The sequence below is a fragment of the Methylotuvimicrobium sp. genome, assembly GCF_050611805.1.
Classification (GTDB): Bacteria; Pseudomonadota; Gammaproteobacteria; order Methylococcales; family Methylomonadaceae; genus Methylotuvimicrobium.
Map to the genome: position 1 here is coordinate 14351 of NZ_JBNGHF010000050.1, position 16469 is coordinate 30819.

The 16469-nt window shown below is 48.7% G+C and carries 15 protein-coding genes; 6 read left to right on the forward strand and 9 right to left on the reverse strand.

Annotated elements, in window-relative coordinates; all coding sequences use genetic code 11:
• From ACRJJO_RS18165 to ACRJJO_RS18180, 4 genes are read right to left on the reverse strand one after another with little or no spacing between them, the layout of a single operon-like run.
• Entirely contained in the window at positions 1-681 is a 681-nt protein-coding gene (locus tag ACRJJO_RS18165; RefSeq protein WP_431067036.1) for a (5-formylfuran-3-yl)methyl phosphate synthase, read from the reverse strand.
• Positions 678-1241 carry a DUF447 domain-containing protein gene (locus ACRJJO_RS18170; protein ID WP_431067037.1) on the reverse strand — a complete coding sequence of 188 codons (564 nt, stop codon included), beginning with the start codon at positions 1239-1241 and terminating at the stop codon, positions 678-680. The genes ACRJJO_RS18165 and ACRJJO_RS18170 overlap by 4 nt, the downstream gene beginning before the upstream one ends.
• A gap of 4 nt (positions 1242-1245) precedes the next feature.
• Complete coding sequence (locus ACRJJO_RS18175; RefSeq protein ID WP_431067038.1) at positions 1246-2634, reverse strand: DUF6513 domain-containing protein; 1389 nt, start codon at positions 2632-2634, stop codon at positions 1246-1248.
• Positions 2631-3176, reverse strand: coding sequence for a flavoprotein (locus tag ACRJJO_RS18180; protein WP_431067039.1), 546 nt, complete (start codon positions 3174-3176; stop codon positions 2631-2633). Before ACRJJO_RS18180 ends, ACRJJO_RS18175 begins: the two co-directional genes overlap by 4 nt.
• Positions 3177-3255: 79 nt before the next feature.
• On the opposite strand from ACRJJO_RS18180, the gene folP reads away from it, so the two are divergent.
• Positions 3256-4092, forward strand: coding sequence for a dihydropteroate synthase (folP, locus tag ACRJJO_RS18185; protein ID WP_431067040.1), 837 nt, complete (start codon positions 3256-3258; stop codon positions 4090-4092).
• Positions 4093-4179: 87 nt separating this feature from the next.
• Here folP and ppk1 read toward each other — a convergent pair whose 3' ends face one another.
• From ppk1 to ACRJJO_RS18200, 3 genes are all read right to left on the reverse strand, one after another.
• Positions 4180-6273, reverse strand: coding sequence for a polyphosphate kinase 1 (gene ppk1, locus ACRJJO_RS18190; RefSeq protein WP_431067041.1), 2094 nt, complete (start codon positions 6271-6273; stop codon positions 4180-4182).
• Positions 6274-6658: 385 nt separating this feature from the next.
• The gene (locus ACRJJO_RS18195; protein ID WP_431067042.1) at positions 6659-7297 is read right to left on the reverse strand and encodes a class I SAM-dependent methyltransferase; all 639 of its coding nucleotides are present in this window, start codon (positions 7295-7297) and stop codon (positions 6659-6661) included.
• Positions 7298-7374: 77 nt separating this feature from the next.
• Positions 7375-8277 (reverse strand): 1-aminocyclopropane-1-carboxylate deaminase/D-cysteine desulfhydrase, encoded by a 903-nt coding sequence (locus ACRJJO_RS18200; protein ID WP_431067043.1) that lies wholly within the window; start codon positions 8275-8277, stop codon positions 7375-7377.
• A gap of 2 nt (positions 8278-8279) precedes the next feature.
• Between ACRJJO_RS18200 and ACRJJO_RS18205 the strand changes: the two genes are divergently transcribed.
• Both ACRJJO_RS18205 and smbP read left to right on the forward strand, forming a co-directional pair.
• The gene (locus tag ACRJJO_RS18205) at positions 8280-8951 is read left to right on the forward strand and encodes an SOS response-associated peptidase (protein WP_431067044.1); all 672 of its coding nucleotides are present in this window, start codon (positions 8280-8282) and stop codon (positions 8949-8951) included.
• Between the two features lie 546 nt (positions 8952-9497).
• The gene (gene smbP, locus ACRJJO_RS18210) at positions 9498-9941 is read left to right on the forward strand and encodes a small metal-binding protein SmbP (RefSeq protein WP_404361036.1); all 444 of its coding nucleotides are present in this window, start codon (positions 9498-9500) and stop codon (positions 9939-9941) included.
• A gap of 251 nt (positions 9942-10192) precedes the next feature.
• On the opposite strand, the gene ACRJJO_RS18215 is transcribed toward smbP, so the two are convergent.
• Together ACRJJO_RS18215 and smc are read right to left on the reverse strand one after the other, a co-directional pair.
• Positions 10193-10927: a cell division protein ZipA C-terminal FtsZ-binding domain-containing protein gene (locus tag ACRJJO_RS18215; protein ID WP_431067045.1), complete on the reverse strand. Its 735-nt coding sequence runs from the start codon at positions 10925-10927 to the stop codon at positions 10193-10195.
• On the reverse strand, positions 10927-14436 hold the full coding sequence (smc, locus tag ACRJJO_RS18220; RefSeq protein WP_431067046.1) for a chromosome segregation protein SMC: 3510 nt from the start codon (positions 14434-14436) through the stop codon (positions 10927-10929). Before smc ends, ACRJJO_RS18215 begins: the two co-directional genes overlap by 1 nt.
• 101 nt (positions 14437-14537) lie before the next feature.
• On the opposite strand from smc, the gene queF reads away from it, so the two are divergent.
• The 3 genes from queF to asd are packed head-to-tail and all read left to right on the forward strand — an operon-like array spanning position 14538 to position 16079.
• Positions 14538-14927 (forward strand): preQ(1) synthase, encoded by a 390-nt coding sequence (queF, locus tag ACRJJO_RS18225; protein WP_431067047.1) that lies wholly within the window; start codon positions 14538-14540, stop codon positions 14925-14927.
• An 8-nt stretch (positions 14928-14935) separates the two neighbouring features.
• Positions 14936-15229, forward strand: a complete 294-nt coding sequence (locus tag ACRJJO_RS18230; RefSeq protein WP_125219237.1) for an EscU/YscU/HrcU family type III secretion system export apparatus switch protein — start codon at positions 14936-14938, stop codon at positions 15227-15229.
• Positions 15219-16079, forward strand: a complete 861-nt coding sequence (asd, locus tag ACRJJO_RS18235) for an archaetidylserine decarboxylase (RefSeq protein ID WP_431067048.1) — start codon at positions 15219-15221, stop codon at positions 16077-16079. Before ACRJJO_RS18230 ends, asd begins: the two co-directional genes overlap by 11 nt.
• Positions 16080-16469: the final 390 nt, after the last annotated feature.

The following is a 16469-nucleotide window of genomic DNA, read 5'->3' on the forward strand; positions in this document are numbered from 1 at the left end:
CTAACCCTGTAAAAACGCTTTTTTAACCGCAAGTATCGCATCATCATCCAAATGCGAGGTTCTATCATGCCGCCTACACAAAGCGCCTCGAAAACCCAAATAATCGGGTTTATGGCGTAACAAACCAGGCACATCCTCGACCCTTAGCGACCCGGCAAGTCCGCATATCAGTTTGAGTTCATTGCATTTAGCTACAAATCCCGCAATCGCATCATCAGGCAAAACATGAGGCAAGGAACCCGAACTTTTGTCCATCGTATCCAGCATTACACCCTTGAAACCCGCTTGCTTGAATGCGGCCACGGAATGTAATTCGGGTTCGCTATCGGCAAACATGACCCCGATTAATGCCAACCCGGCTTGAGTCAATGGCGTCAATGCATCCAACGTGCCCTGCCAATCGCCGCCGGGAAAAAAACCGATCTTGATATAATCGACACCGGTCGCCGCCATATCCGTTACCGCGCTCACGATGACTTCCGGAATCATCGGCAAATCGCCAACCGTCGCGCTGATTGGGCATTGTCCATTGATTGCCTTGACGATACGTGCAACCGTCATGGTATCCAGCGCCCCTAACGCGCCTTGGGAAGGCTGCTTCAAGTCGATGATATCGACTTCGAAATTCAAGATCTTCAGCGCTTCATCGAGCTTGCTGACACTGGCGAGCATCCCGGTCATGCGAGCTTCTCTCGTTTGTGCTGTTCGATGACCGCCATTAACCAAGACCACGCCTCGAGCTCCTTCGGGCTTGCGGTTTTTTCTAGGCCGATTTTAAGATAGTCCAGTTCCGCATCGATTTTTTCTTGCGGCAACATACCCAGCCGACTGACCAAAATCGCCGCTTCCAAGACCGAATACTGGGCCCGGTTGAAACCCATGAATGGCGCATGGTTGACCGTATGAATCATTTTGCAAAACAGCTTCGGCCTCAACGCATCTTCCTCGACTCGGACTACTTCGACTTCGCTATGCGCCAAGGCGCATGCCAAGACCTTACCGTTAATCTTCTCGGCCTCGATCAAAGGCCAATCGCGCCGCCCTGTCAAACAGCCGGCAAAAACCCTGACATCATCGCAATAATTGATCACGGCATGACTACTCGTCATGAGATTGTCGAGCGTGGTCGACGGCCGAAACGGCAAAATGATCAATTCTTCATCGTGCCGATGAATGCCCATTGGCGCAATATGCGTCCTGCCTTCTAAATTTTGCGTGGTGACTATCGTTTCTAAAATCATCGGTTTAATTTTTCTTTAGCGTCGTGCCGGCCGGTTTAAAGCTGTGCAAATCGACTGTCGACTCGGTTAGATCAGTCGCGCAGCCCCAACTCAAGGCCTCGTCTTGATTGAAGCGTTTGCCGAGTTGCCAGGCAATTTCGGCGCGCGCCAGTTCGACGCCTAAATAAAAGGCGTGACCGCCGTCGTTTTCGACGCCGAGTTTCGGATATAAATCGAACGGGTCGGTCGCCGAATGAAAACCGTCTCGGTTAAAAATATGCAGCCCTTCGGTGCTGGTTTGAATACGGTAGCTCGGGTCGGTGATCTCGCCGGCCAATTCTTTGATTTCATCGAGCGTATAGGGAAACGGCGCGGTTTCGTGCAGCGCCATCAAACCCGAATCGATATGCTTGGGTAGCATGTTGTTTTGTTTCGCGGCATGCATGATACGCCGCGCCAAATCGGCTTCCTTAACCGCTCGGCAGGCATGTTTGCTGACTTCGGTCGCGAGAATCGCATTGATCTCGAGCTCCGAGCAAATACCCAATAACAGCGCGTTCATGCCGACCGTATCGGCATGCGTCAATTCGGTGATATTACCGACGCCCATCATGATCTCGATATCGGGATATTTTTGCCGTACCTGATGATAACGCACCACCGATTGCGTGAAACCGTAATGCAACGGGTCCAAGATAGGGTCGACCAGGAATGGGCGATTTTTAGCCTGCATGGCTTCGATCGCACGATCGAGCGATGCCAAGTCTTCATGAATTTCCGGGATTAAAATCGGCGTCGTTTCGACTTCATCGGCGACCCAGAGCGTTCCTTCGTGCAGGCTCAACATGAAATCGGCGCCGGCCTTGCCGCCTCTGAGCAAGTCGTCGGCTTCGAGCGAATCGATGCTGACCGTGAAGCCTTCCTGCTTTAATGTTCGGATAATGGCTTCCATATGCGGGAACGGCGTTCCCGGCAAACAACCGATATCGATCACATCAGCGCCGTGACGCCGGTAATAATGCGCCCGCTCGACGACATCTTCGACTGAAACATTCGGCGCGTCGACGATTTCGGCAAAAATTTTCACGCGATATTCGCTAAGATCGGGCTTATGCGCTTCCTTGCCGAAAAATAGCGGTAAATCTTTTAACTCATCGGGGCCACGCTCGACCGGTAAACCGAATTGTTGTATCACCTTGTCCAGATCGCCCCGGCACCGCCCAGGTAGGATCATCCGGTCGGCTTGGTAGGTTTCCTTTAGCCGACGGCAAATCATGTCAGTGGTCATCAACGCAGCGACTTTAATACCTAGCTGATGTACCGTATAGGTAAACTCCGGCTGCATTTTTTCCAGAATTTGGTGTAATTGTTTTTCGGCCAATTTTCCGGTCAAAAACAAGATGTGCTCGCTCATGCCACACCCAATGATTTCAGGCGCCGATTGACCGCCTCGATCAATTCATCAACGCTTTCGACGACTTGCGTATACGGAAAGTCGCGCAGTTTATCGGTCGCGTCCAAATCGACCGGGCGAGGATATACCATGACCTTCTTACCGCCCGGCGCGGTGGTTTCCATTTCAGGCGCGATATCGCACGGATAGACGATGCTGGGGACGCGGCATTTTCCGGCCTGAGAATAAAGATTGGTCACCAGCGAGTCGGCAATGCCCAATATGCATTTGGCTACGGTGTTCGAGGTCGTCGGCGCCATCACGAAGCTATGATAATAGCCGGTATAAAAACGACCGACCGGCGGCGACGAAGCAGCCTTATCGCGAAAAACCGGCATTCTGGCGCGAACCTCTTCGAGTTTGATGCCGTACATCTTTAAAACCTCCTCGCCGGCTTGGCTCAGGTAGAGATCGACATCATCCAATGTCATCAAAAATTCCAGGCATTCTTCGATATAATGCCCGGAGCCGGTGACAGCCCAAGCTAAACGCGGTTTATCCATTTATTCGATCAAAATTTAAATAGTCCGCTATTATACCCGATCCTCAAAGGCCACTTCGAATACAGCCGAAATTTTATTTATGTTTAACACGATAGAAAAACCGCTGATCATGGGCATTTTAAATGTCACGCCCGACAGCTTTTCCGACGGCGGGCGGCATTACAGCCTTGATAAAGCATTGGAACAATGCCGAAAAATGCTCGCCGAAGGCGCCGACATCATCGATATCGGCGGCGAATCGACCCGCCCCGGCTCCGACCCGGTGAACGCCGCGCAACAAATCGACCGCGTCGTGCCGGTCATCGAAGCTATCCGAAAACATCTTGCTTCGGATAGCCTGATCAGCATCGATACGACTCAAAGCTCGGTCGCCGAAGCAGCACTGTCGGCCGGCGCCGATATGATCAACGATATATCGGCCGGCGAAGACGACGCCATGACTTTTGATTTAGCCGCAAAACGTCAGATTCCGATTATTCTGATGCACAAACAAGGCTCCCCCAAAACGATGCAGGATCAGCCTCATTACCTAGATGTAGTAGGCGAAGTGCTGAATCATTTGATGAAGCGTATCAGTCAAGCAATCGAACAAGGCGTTGATCGAAGCAATATTGCGATCGACCCTGGCATCGGTTTCGGTAAACGCAAACAAGACAATCTGGATTTATTGGCGCATTTGGATCGCTTCGTCGAAAGCGGCTATCCGGTTTTGCTGGGCACTAGCCGTAAGCGCTTCATGGGTTCTATTTTAGATGTCGCCGAGCCCACCGAGTTAATCACCGCCACAGCCGTCACCACGGCATTGGGCGTCATGGCCGGCGTCAAGCTATTCCGCGTCCACGATATCAAAGAAAATAGGCAGGCGGTCGACGTCGCCTGGGCGATCAAACAACGGAGGTTACCAATCAAGCCATAACGCCAACTACTGACTTTGGCATGTAATCTCTAAAACAGCCCGGCATGCTCTATGACTTGAAAAACATGCCGGAAATAGCTCTCAGCCTTAATTTTGCAATGACGCCAAGAGTTCCGATTGAGCTTGAATCGTGTCTTCCCCTTCTCCCGGCGATAATTGCACATATTGTCCGTCCGACTGCAACAGCCATGCTTGGCAATTATCCTTTAAATACAACTCCAGATCGCTTCGAACCCTTTGATGTAATCGTTTATTTTCTATCGGAAAGCCAGTTTCGACTCTTTTGAACATATTGCGTCCCATCATATCGGCGCTGGCAACATAAACTTCCTGATTGCCGTCGTTTTCAAATGCGTAAACACGGGTATGCTCAAGGAATCGGCCGATAATAGACCGAACTTCAATGTTTTCGGAAACCCCTGGAATGCCGGGTTTTAGACAACAAATACCCCTGACAATCAAATGGATTTTTACGCCGGCCTGCGAGGCCCGATACAAGGCTTTAGTCAACTGTTGTTCAACTATCGCGTTGACTTTAATAATAATTCCGGACGGCTTTCCCGCTTGAGCATGATTAATTTCGCGTTCAATTTTTTCGATCAAACCGCTATGCAGCGTAAAAGGCGATTGCAATAACTTATTCAGTTTGGTTACTTTACCGAGACTGGTCAATTGCGCGAATACGCGGCGAACGTCTTCGCCAAGCTCCTTGTCGCAGGAAAACAAGCCATAATCGGTATAAAGCAATGCTGTTTTCGGGTGATAGTTACCGCTACCGAGATGCACATAATTACGCAGTTTCTTGCCCTCCTTACGCAATACCAGACACATTTTGGCATGCGTTTTATATCCCACGACCCCATAAACGACATGCACGGCCGCTTCCTGTAGCTTTGCAGCCAAATTAATATTGGCTTTTTCATCGAACCGGGCGCGCAGTTCGATCACTACAGTAACCTCCTTACCGGCCCGAGCGGCTTTCACTAATGCGCCAACAATCGGCGAATCCGCACCGGTGCGATACAACGTCTGCTTGATCGCCAATACATCGGAATCGGAGGCAGCCTGCTTCAGAAATTCGACGACCGGTAAAAACGATTCGAACGGGTGATGCAAAAGAATGTCTTGCTTGTCGATCGCAGCGAAAATATCTTTATTTCGAGCCAATTGCGACGGAATGGCCGGTTTAAAAGGCGTAAATTTCAGTTCAGGCCGCTCCACATGATTGATGATTGCCTGCAAGCGGTTTAGATTGACCGGGCCATCGACCAAATACAGGCGATCAGGCGTCAATTCGAAACGGGCCATGAGGAAATTGACGGTTTCTTCAGGACAATTGGCGGCAATCTCTAGCCTGACTTCATCGCCGTAATTACGCATCGCCAATTCGCCTTCGACCGCGAGCAACAAATCATCAATCGCATCGTCATCGACAAAGAAATCGCTATTGCGGGTCACCCGAAACTGATAACAACCTTTGACATTCATGCCATTGAACAATTGATCGACAAAGGCATGAATGATCGACGACAAAAACACAAAATCGTGAGGCCCGCTTCCGGTCGCATCGGGCGGCAATTGAATGATCCTCGGCAGGGCTCGTGGTGCTTGCAAAACCGCCCGACCGCTATTGCGGCCGAAAGCATCCTTACCGGTCAACGAAATGATGAAATTCAAACTCTTGTTAAGAATTCGCGGAAACGGATGCGCCGAATCCAAGCCGACCGGCGTTAAAATCGGCAGCAATTCTTCGTTAAAATAATTCTCCAACCATTTGAGCTGTTTAGCGGTCCATTCCGTACGCCGGATAAAATGAATATTTTCCTCTGCCAAGGCCGGCAACAAGATGTCATTCAAGACCCGATACTGATCCTCGACTAGGTCATGCGCCTTAGCCGAAATCCTTTCGAGTTGCTCATGCGGCGACAAACCGTCGACGCCGATGGCTTTAGGATCCATTTCGGCCATTTGCAAAAGACTCGCAACCCGAACTTCGAAAAACTCATCGAGATTCGAGCAAGAAATGCATAAATAATTCAGCCGTTCCAGTAACGGCACACGGGAATCTTTAGCTTGTGCCAAGACTCTTTGATTGAATTCGAGCAGACTAAGCTCGCGATTGAGATAGAGATCGTAACTGTCGAGGTTTATCGTTTCACCGATTTCGTTTTCTTTTTCCATATTACTAATTTCCGTAATAGATTATTGTTAATTATTCACGTCCCCTATCGCTCCCACGCTCCAGAGGCTGTAAAAGTATTTAAGATTACGAAATAAACATGAAGAGCATGAAGAGTTATATTATTGATTTTATATGCTTTTACCTTCATTGCCTTCATTGCCTTCATGTTCTTCATGGTGAATAAATTTTTTATGATGTATTCACCAATACTTTCACAGACTCTCCAGCGTAGGAATGAAGACCGAGACGCTCTAGCGTCTCGTACCGCTGGAGCGGTACTCAAGCATTCCCACGCATAGCATGGGAACGATAAGTGCCGGGGGACTAACTAGCTACGATTTTTGTTAATTTGCCTGACGATACTGAGTACGCTTAGGTTCTTGATTATTTGATGATAAAAGTCCCCGAAATAAAAACATGCCGGTCACTAATACGTTCGACTTCGAAATTTAGGCCGGCTTCGCGCAATTGTTCCTCGATTTCTTCAGGTGTAAATGCCGCCAATAACGAATGATAAAAATCGCGTTGCAAAATTTCGGGCTCCGTAGCGGCATACATTTCAACAATTTCTTTGGCTTGCTGAACGCTTTGAGGACGGAATAAATCCATAATGGCAATCCTAGTTCCATTACCGGCGTAGCGCTTGACAAAATTCCACAAGGCTTGCGGTTCCGGCAAATGATGTAACAGGCTATTGCTAAAAATCAAATCATAACGGCGTCGAGGCAATGAAATCGTAGGTAGTTTCCCATGAATAAAACAGACGCGCGCGCTCAACTCACTCGGCACAATTGATTCTGCATAGTCAAGCATCGCTCTCGCCCCATCTAAGGCATCGACCCGAGCCGATGGATAAGCTTTTGCAAAACGGCAACTGATATCGCCCGGACCGCAACCCAAATCCAATGCATAACCTTCGAAACCAATCATGCCAATCAAGGCTTTCAAATTTTGCAAAAAATACTCATTAGGCTCCGAAAAATCTGCTTGCGCATAGGCTTGTACCTGTTTGGAATCTTCCATCAATTCAGGCTCAAGTATTCGCTGGAATAATCGGTGGTTGTTATACTGATGCTCTGAGCTTATTTCTAATTTTTTTATCATGTTAAGCAAAAACCTCTGTTGCCTTGGAGGCCGCCGGTATGCATCGCGACAATGCGCCGACCGGCAGGAAAGAAGCCTTTCTCGATTAGGTCGTAGATCCCGTAAAACATTTTTCCGGTATAAATCGGTTCCAGTAGCACCGAGTTCACGTTTAAAAATTGCTCGATAAATTCGATTAATTCAGGCTTGGTTCGCGCAAAACCGCCGAAATGATAATCGGTGACGATATCCCAATTCTCCCGGGGCTGAGTCAACAGCGACTCTATATCACGCTTCAAAAAAGAGCCGCCTTTTAGCGCCGAGAAACCGATGACTTGTACACCGGGCCGAACCGCTTCGATAATTCCCGCCAAGGTTGTTCCTGTTCCGCAAGGACAACAAATGGCATCGTATTGCAGATCGATTTCCGAAACCAGTTCGGCCACGCCTTGCAAAGCCAAATCGACCGATCCGCCCTCCGGCAGCCAATAAGCGTCGGTATCGATTCCGGGCAAACTATTCCAGTCTTTGTATTGCCGGAGATTACGATAGTCTTCACGCGATACAAAATGCAAATGCATTCCCCATCGACGCAAATCGTTTAAGGTTGGATTCGACTGCGGCTCGCCGCGAATAAAAGCTTCAGTCTGAATACCGAGCCTGTGGCCGACATAGGCCAAGGCATGTAAATGATTCGAATAGGCGCCGCCCATACTGACAATCTTAATCGCACCCAGCGACAAGGCATGGCTGAGTATGTATTTAAGTTTACGCCATTTGTTACCGGATACGATAGGATGTAGCAAATCGTCACGTTTGATCCATAACTCAACCTGCCTTCTGTCCAGGTAAGGGGCTGAAACCTTTGTTAAAATCGAACGTGCAAATTGATTTTCGAGTGCGATAAGTTTAGGGTGCATCTATGTGCGGACGGTTTAATTTAATCGCGACGAGCGACACAATCATCGAACATTTCCGATTGAAGCGTTTGCCGAAATACCGGACCGATTATAATATTCCGCCGGGACAAAAAATACTCAACATCGTGCAGTTGGAAGACGGCAGCAACAAAAGCGTCTATTTGCATTGGGGCTTGATCCCATCCTGGAGCAAAGATGCAAAAATCGCCAACCGCTTAATCAATGCCAGAGCCGAGACCTTGGCCGACAAGCCTTCGTTCAGAGCGGCATATTCTAAACGGCGTTGCCTGATTCCCGCTACCGGCTTTTACGAATGGCAACAAACCGAAATCGGTAAACAACCGTATCATGTGCATTTTCCAGATAGTCGACTGTTCGCGTTCGCAGGATTGTGGGAGCATTGGACAAACGGCGACGAAACCATTTATTCTTGCACGATCATTACCTGCCCGGCCTTAGCACCGGTTTCAGACATTCATGAACGCATGCCGGTCATTATCAACCCTGAAAATTATGGTGATTGGTTGAATAAACAAGCATTCGAAATCGACGTGCTCGCTTTCGATCAAACCTTTTCTTATCTACAAATGGAATTGACGCCGATTAGCCAACATGTCAATAATCCGGTCCATAACGATGAAGCTTGCATTCATCCGATTCAATTAGCGCATTGACTGACCCGACTTTATTTTCTTGGAAACAAAGTCGGTTAAAGACCTTGCTAAAGCTCACTAAAAAGGTGTAGGTTAAGTAGTGACGGACTTAAGTCATCAAATAAAGTTCGTATCGATCTGAATTAAGGAAATGTGGCGTATAACGGCTCAGACCTAATGTGCCCCAAGTGGCAGAGTCGTCATCCTTAAGAAGAGACATGGAGTCACTGCAAAATCAATGATCTACGGCACAGTCATTGAAATTAAATACATTGGAAAATTTCGTTTTCACAATGTAACCGATAAATAAACCATCACGGCATATTTATCGACTAAGGGACGGACATAACCTAAAACTTCGGCAACCGATGCGAAATGCCTATCCGGTCGAGATGTGTGGCATAAGGTAATTTCAGGCAACTTTGCCCAGCTTATGCTTTGCACGACGTCACGAGGATAATCAAGTGAACGTTTAATTATGTTACACATGCAATCGGTCGCTAAAGCTATATTTAGCTATGTTCCTTAAAATTTACTATAACAACATCATAAAAAGAGGATATTCATATGAAACTATTAAAAACAATGACCATAGGTTTATTGATGGGCGCTAGCCAATTGGTTATGGCGGAAGATCATTCTGCGGTGGCATTAGAGCATGCACATGCCGCGGTCGAGCACGGCAAAATGGGCCACGCTTCGATTTTGGTCGAGCATGCCGAAGCTGCGTTAGAACATGCGATAAAAGCATTAGAAACAGCGGAAGGCGAAGAAAAAGCGCATTTGCAAGCCGCCGTTAAAGTACTGGAATATTCCATCGAACACGGCAAGATGGATCATGCCGACATAGCGACACCACCGGCCGAAGAAGCCATTGAGCACATTCAAAAATCAACTCAATCCAAAGGATCGGCTGCTGCAGCAGAACTTGAGATTGAAGATCAGAAAGAGACTTCAAAATCGTCATCTAGCAAATGGCCTGTCACCGGCTATAAGAAAATAAATCAATAAATTACTCCCTTTATACTCAAAAATTAGTTAACTTTATGAAGGTATGGGGTGTGGCTAGCGAGGATGTCGGCAGCAGGGATTGCTGCCGTCAAGCCCCCATGGATGGGTTCACGGCGGTCCCTGCTAGACACATCCCATACCTTTTATTCTTAGACGGTTTTTCAATCAAAAGGGAGTATTTTCGGGAAACCGAGACTGCAATAAAGCTAGCAAAAGGGCTCGAAACGTTCGTTCGTTTCGAGCCCTTTTGATCAATTGCCCAACGACAAGCGATTTTTCAACACTTCTACCGTTTCGTCGGTCAGCGGTTGGCGCTGATCGTCCCACGGCACGCCATCCAGCTCCTCGGCCAATATATCGATCGTTTCGATAAAATCATCAAATACCGCCGCAGGATCGTCGACTTCACGCGGTTGCATGAAAAACACCAAGCCTGGCGTCGTGAATTTTTCTAAATCCCGATCAGGGAATATGCCCGGCTCAACCATGCTGGCCACGCCGAAATCGACCAAGCCTCTGCTATCTAAGCGCTCGTAAATCTTAATATTACCGTAGACCAATCCGACACTATCGAAAGCCAAAGCCAGATCGGTGCCGTTAAATCCTTCATCCTCGGCGGCTATCAAACTAAATTGAATTAGCACAGGCAGTTGATCTTTCGATTTTTTGGCTTGATACGGCTGAGCCGATGCATCGGTATCAGGCTGTTTACCCGACTCGTAGCCATACCGTGTTTCAGTCGAATAATCCTTGAAATCGACCGAATCATCCTTGTCTTGGGCAGAGTCGAGCGGCACGATGTCGAATTCGTCGTGTTCGGGATGCAAGGTCAGCGACGGATCGATATTCCGTACCGACTCCTTATCATCGAAATAAAAACCATCCCGCCGAGATTTTTTGCCTTTGAAATAAGACCACAGCAACATGACCGCGATCACAATCAACCCCATGACAATAATAAACATTCTTAAAATTTCTTTATCCATTAGCTTTCCGCCAGACTCATTGCTTCTTCGATATCCACCGCGACCATCCGCGACACTCCGGGCTCTCTCATCGTAACACCTGCCAATTGTTTTGCAATCTCCATCGTCACCTTGTTATGCGATATAAATAAAAACTGCACGGCCGCGGACATTTCTTCGACCATTTTCGAAAAACGGCCCACGTTAGCATCATCCAATGGCGCATCGACCTCGTCCAATAAACAAAACGGCGCCGGATTGAGCTCAAAAATTGAAAATACCAACGCAACCGCCGTTAATGCTTTTTCGCCGCCCGATAACAAATGAATCGAACTGTTCCGTTTACCCGGCGGACGAGCGATGATATTGACACCGGCCTCCAATACATCGACTTCAGTCAATTCTAGGTAAGCTTGCCCACCGCCGAATAACTTCGGGAATTTTTCTTGTAAGCCGCTGTTTATTTTATCGAATGTTTCCCTAAAACGCTGCCGGCTTTCTTTGTCGATTTTATTGATTGCTTGCGTAAGGGTATCCAAGGCTTCAGTCAAATCGGCATGCTGATCGTCGAGAAACTTCAGGCGTTCCGATTGCACTTGATATTCATCGATCGCACTCAGATTGATTGCACCCAGTTTTTCAATTTGAACGGCCAATGCATCGACTTTCGATTTCCAGCCCTCTTCATTAGCGTCTTCCGGTATTTGCTGTAATACCTGTTCGGGTTCGGCATCGATTTCATTTAACTGTTCGGTGATCGTTTGCCGCCGAACCTGACACTCTTGCTGCTCGAAACGAAGCTTGTCCAAACTTGCTTTCCGTTTTTCCAAGTCGCGCTGAATTTGCGTATGCCTCTCGGTTAAACCGGCGATGGTTTGTTCGGTTTCCTCGAGTAATTTTCTCGCGGCCTTCAGATCCTTCTCAAGCCTTTCTTTATCGGTACGGTATTGTTGCAATAAGAGCTTTTCATCGTCAATCGGTGCGGCCGTGTCGACGAGCTTTTGTTCCAATTCTGCGATACGCTCGCCGGCTTGTCGATTTTGCAGGCTTAAGCGTTCGATTTGTTTTGTCGTCAAAGACTCTGAAGAACGCAATGATTCAATCTTGGACTGATATCTGAAAACCTGTTGCTTAATTTCCGAAGCTTGAGCTTCGGCGGTTTGCAGCTTAGTTTGCAAAACCCGGCTAGCCTCTTCCAATACTTCTTTTTGTTCATCTAGTCGATACAAATGTTGCTCGGCTTGTTGCAATTTCAGCTCGGCTTCGGCTTGCATCTCGGCCTGTTCGGCGGTTTCGGCGACGATTTCATCGATTTCGTGACGAACCTGCGCCAAGCGCCGTTGTTGCTGTTCGTGCCGGGCCGATTCCGCGCTCAATTCGGCGCTTTTAGCCGATAATTCCGAACTAAGTGTTTTTTCTTCTCGCTGCCAAGTTTCCCGATGAGCTTCGGTATCTTTCAAGGCTTGCTCGGCATCTTCGACCCGCTCCTCGAGTTGCTCAATTAGCTGTTGCAATTCCGATTGGCGAAGTTTTAATGACCGCAATTCCTTTTCGCGCTGTAACACGCCGGTTTTGCTGTCTTTAGTCCGAATGATACGCAGCCAACCGTAACCGATCCAAGTGCCGTCGGGTAGAATAATCGATTCATAAGGCTTGAGCGAAGACGCCATCTCTTTGGCCGCGGCCAAATCGTTCGCGCAATAAATACCGGTCAACAAGCCATCTAAATTCCAAGGCGACTTGACTTTGTCGATCAAGGTCGGCAATGCGCCTTGTTGCGGTTCGCCGTTGAATTCTCGAGTTTGAAACAGCGTCACCGAATCCTCGGTCAGGTTTTGCAATACAGGAAACAGTGACTCGGCATCCTCAACGCAAACCGCCTCGAGATAAGCACCCAGTACGGTTTCGAGCGCATGGTCCCAGCCGTTTTCGACTTCGAGCAACTCCGCTAGACGTTTATTATCCGTCAATTGGGCTCGATCCAACCACCCAGCCAAATGCTTGTTATCCTTGCCCATCGCATGTTGCTGCAATAACTCCAGCGATGAAATCTTGCCGTTGACGCCATGCAGCTCGGAGCGCAAGCCGTGCAACTCATGATTATTTTGCTTGAGCTGTTGGCGTTGTTCCTGGATGCGTGCCAATAAATCCTCCAGTTGCCCATGCATCTCATCGCGCTGCTCTTGAAGTGATTCGACCATTGCGGACAAGTTTTCGATAGCCGCTTGTAAATGGCTTGCGGTCAATTCGCCCTGCTCGGTATACAGTTTATCCAAGCGCCCTTGCAGTTGGCGACTTTGACTATCCATCTGCTGGATTTTAACCCGTTCGATTTCGGCTTGTTCCTTAGCGCCCGAACTTGTCGCAAGATAAGACTCCCATTGCCGTTGCCAAGTACTTTTTTCATCCTGCGCTTGTTGGCGCGCCGCGTCCGCATCTTCGGCGCGCTCCTGGCTCAGCGCCAGTGCTTCTTCGGCTTCGAACAAGGCTTGTTTAATTTCCTCCAACTGCAATTGATCGTTTTCAAGCTCTTTAGCCGACTGCTCGAGCTGCCGCCTGAGCCTTTCAATCTCGACCACGATCTCCTCATGGCTTTTTTGATTCAACTTGATCGTCTGTTCCAAACGACCGACTTCGGAGGACGCCTGATAATAGTCGCCTTGCGTGCGATTCATCTCCGCTTGCCGATTCTTATGTTCGGCGCGCGCGGCTTCGATCGCGGCGTCGGTCTCGCGCGCCGCAACGAACAAACGATTATGTTCTTCGGCAACTTCACGCAAATGATCATCCAATTTTCGCAAGGATTGATGATAACCATCCCAGCGCATCGCCAGCAATTCCAATTTGAATTGACGCTCTTGCTGCTTTAGGCCGGTATATTTTTCGGCTTTTTCGGCTTGTTTTTGCAGATGTTTCAATTGTTTTTCGACTTCATCTCGCAAGTCGGTCAAACGCTCCAGGTTTTCCCGCGTATGCTGCATGCGCGACTCGGTTTCCTGGCGCCGTTCCTTATACTTGGAAACGCCCGCCGCTTCCTCGATATGCACCCGAAGTTCTTCCGGTTTGGCTTCGACCATGCGCGAAATCGTACCCTGTTCGATGATCGCATAACTTCTCGAACCGAGCCCGGTACCTAAAAACAAGTCGGTAATATCCTTACGTCGGCAACGTGCATTATTTAAAGCATACAATGATTGCCCGTCACGACTGACCTGGCGTTTGATCGAAATCGTATTGTATTTCGCGAACTCGCCGCCGGCCTTGCCTTCGCTGTTATCGAATATTAATTCGACCGATGCGGTGCCGACCGGTTTACGCGATGCCGAACCGTTGAATATTACATCGACCATGCTGCCGCCGCGCAAATGCTTGGCCGAACTCTCCCCCATCACCCAGCGAACCGCATCGATGATATTGGACTTGCCGCAACCATTGGGCCCGACGATCGCGGTTAAATTACCGGCAATCGGGATCACGGTCGGATCGACAAACGATTTAAATCCTGAAAGTTTGATTTTTTCCAGTTTCATTACTGGTACAATGCTGCTTGGTTTGAATAGAAATAACCGCGTATTATTAACGATATCCGAATTAACTTCGACTTTTTATTTTTGCTTTTTATCATCGATACATGACGACACAACCCAGCACACAGCTCGAAACCTTCGACAACCCAAGACCCGGCAGGGATTTTACGATTCGCATCGACATCCCGGAATTCACCTGTCTGTGCCCTAAAACCGGCCAACCCGATTTCGCGACACTAACGATAGAATATGTTCCGAATCAACTCTGCGTCGAACTCAAATCGCTCAAACTCTATATGTGGTCCTTCCGCGACCGGGGCGCATTTCATGAAGCGGTCACGAACGAAATTCTCGATCACATCGCCGCGTCAATCCATCCCAACTTCATACGTATCCGGGCAAATTTCAATGTGCGGGGCGGCATTTACACGAATGTGATAGCCGAACATAAAAACCCCGACTGGCAAGCGCCGGAACCGGTGCATCTGCCCTAAATTTTTCGATGGCGAAGACCTATTACAATGCCGATATTGCCGTCGCGCTCAAATACGACGGCAAACATGCGCCGAAAGTCACCGCGAAAGGCGAAGGTCTTACCGCCGAACAGATAATGGCCATTGCCGAACAACACGGCATTCCGCTGCAGGCCGAACCCGAGTTGGCCCGAATTCTGGCTCAGGTACCGCTAGGCGAGGAAATCCCCCGAGAACTCTATATCGCGGTCGCGCAAGTGATCGCGTTCGCTTATTTCCTGAGCGGCAAAACTCCTGAAAATTTCACGAACCATGACGATTAAAGAAACCTTAACCACCCTGCCCCAATATGTTTTGCCTCATCATACGCTTTCACAGCTGATGAGCAAACTGACTCATTGCGAAAACAAACTTTGGAAAAATCTGTTCATCAAGCAAATCATTCGACACTATGGCGTCGACATGAGCGAGGCGCTCGAACCGAATATCGATGCCTATGCTAGCTTCAACGAGTTTTTTACACGCCAATTGAAGCCCGAATTCAGACCTATCGCCAACGAACCCGGCGCGATCGTTTCGCCGGCCGACGGCTTCGTCAGCCAGGCAGGTCAAATCAAGGACGACGACATCTTCCAGGCCAAAGGCAAAAGCTTTACCGCAACGCAGCTACTTGGCGGCAATGCCGAACGCGCCGATCCCTTCAAGGACGGCTCGTTCACGACCATTTATCTATCGCCTCGAGATTATCATCGACTGCACATGCCGCTGACCGGCACCTTGAAAGAAATGATCCACATCCCCGGCCGCTTATTCAGCGTCAACGCCGCAACGACCAACAGCGTACCCGGGCTGTTCGCGCGCAACGAACGCGTCGCGGCAATCTTCGATACAGAAGCAGGTCCGATGGCTTTGGTATTGGTCGGCGCGATCTTCGTATCGAGCGTCGAAACGGTTTGGCACGGTGTCGTCACTCCGCCAACGATCGAAAAAGTCAGAACCTGGCATTACGAAACCGATGCTCCGCAGTTGAATATCGGCGAGGAAATGGGCCGTTTCAACATGGGCTCGACAATCATCGTCTTGTTCGGCAAAGACAAAGCCGACTGGCAAGCGGATTTCACGGCTGACAGCCCGGTGAAATTAGGTCAATTGATAGGAAAAACCTTAAGCTAATGATTTGGTCGTAAATAACTTTCCTATTTTACGGAAGGTTCTGTTGCTCGATTAGCAGGTGTTGGCGGCAGGGAGCGCTGCCGTCAAGTCCCCACGGATGGGTTTATGGCGTTCCTCGATAAATACATCCCATACCTTTTATTTTCAGACGGTTTTTCAATCAAAAGGGCGTAGGATCGTATGCGCAATAGCTGAGCCCATCCAATATACTTAGAACAAATGGACGTCTTCCATTTTATTCAAGTCGAAAGTTTTTCCTGATTAGCAAGTTTCTTCAGCTAAAGCCCAAAGATCAGCATATCCCTAGCAGGACGGGGTTCGTAAGCCATGCGTCCCAAGCTAAAAACGGCCACCCACATCACGCTCTTTCCCAAGCTCCAGCTTGGGAAA

Excerpts from the sequence above, each read along its gene's own strand:
- ACRJJO_RS18165 (WP_431067036.1), bottom strand. The coding sequence starts at position 681 with ATGACCGGGATGCTCGCCAGTGTCAGCAAGCTCGATGAAGCGCTGAAG.
- ACRJJO_RS18170 (WP_431067037.1), bottom strand. The coding sequence starts at position 1,241 with ATGATTTTAGAAACGATAGTCACCACGCAAAATTTAGAAGGCAGGACG.
- ACRJJO_RS18175 (WP_431067038.1), bottom strand. The coding sequence starts at position 2,634 with ATGAGCGAGCACATCTTGTTTTTGACCGGAAAATTGGCCGAAAAACAA.
- ACRJJO_RS18180 (WP_431067039.1), bottom strand. The coding sequence starts at position 3,176 with ATGGATAAACCGCGTTTAGCTTGGGCTGTCACCGGCTCCGGGCATTAT.
- folP (WP_431067040.1), top strand. The coding sequence starts at position 3,256 with ATGTTTAACACGATAGAAAAACCGCTGATCATGGGCATTTTAAATGTC.
- ppk1 (WP_431067041.1), bottom strand. The coding sequence starts at position 6,273 with ATGGAAAAAGAAAACGAAATCGGTGAAACGATAAACCTCGACAGTTAC.
- ACRJJO_RS18195 (WP_431067042.1), bottom strand. The coding sequence starts at position 7,297 with ATGGAAGATTCCAAACAGGTACAAGCCTATGCGCAAGCAGATTTTTCG.
- ACRJJO_RS18200 (WP_431067043.1), bottom strand. The coding sequence starts at position 8,277 with ATGCACCCTAAACTTATCGCACTCGAAAATCAATTTGCACGTTCGATT.
- ACRJJO_RS18205 (WP_431067044.1), top strand. The coding sequence starts at position 8,280 with ATGTGCGGACGGTTTAATTTAATCGCGACGAGCGACACAATCATCGAA.
- smbP (WP_404361036.1), top strand. The coding sequence starts at position 9,498 with ATGAAACTATTAAAAACAATGACCATAGGTTTATTGATGGGCGCTAGC.
- ACRJJO_RS18215 (WP_431067045.1), bottom strand. The coding sequence starts at position 10,927 with ATGGATAAAGAAATTTTAAGAATGTTTATTATTGTCATGGGGTTGATT.
- smc (WP_431067046.1), bottom strand. The coding sequence starts at position 14,436 with ATGAAACTGGAAAAAATCAAACTTTCAGGATTTAAATCGTTTGTCGAT.
- queF (WP_431067047.1), top strand. The coding sequence starts at position 14,538 with ATGACGACACAACCCAGCACACAGCTCGAAACCTTCGACAACCCAAGA.
- ACRJJO_RS18230 (WP_125219237.1), top strand. The coding sequence starts at position 14,936 with ATGGCGAAGACCTATTACAATGCCGATATTGCCGTCGCGCTCAAATAC.
- asd (WP_431067048.1), top strand. The coding sequence starts at position 15,219 with ATGACGATTAAAGAAACCTTAACCACCCTGCCCCAATATGTTTTGCCT.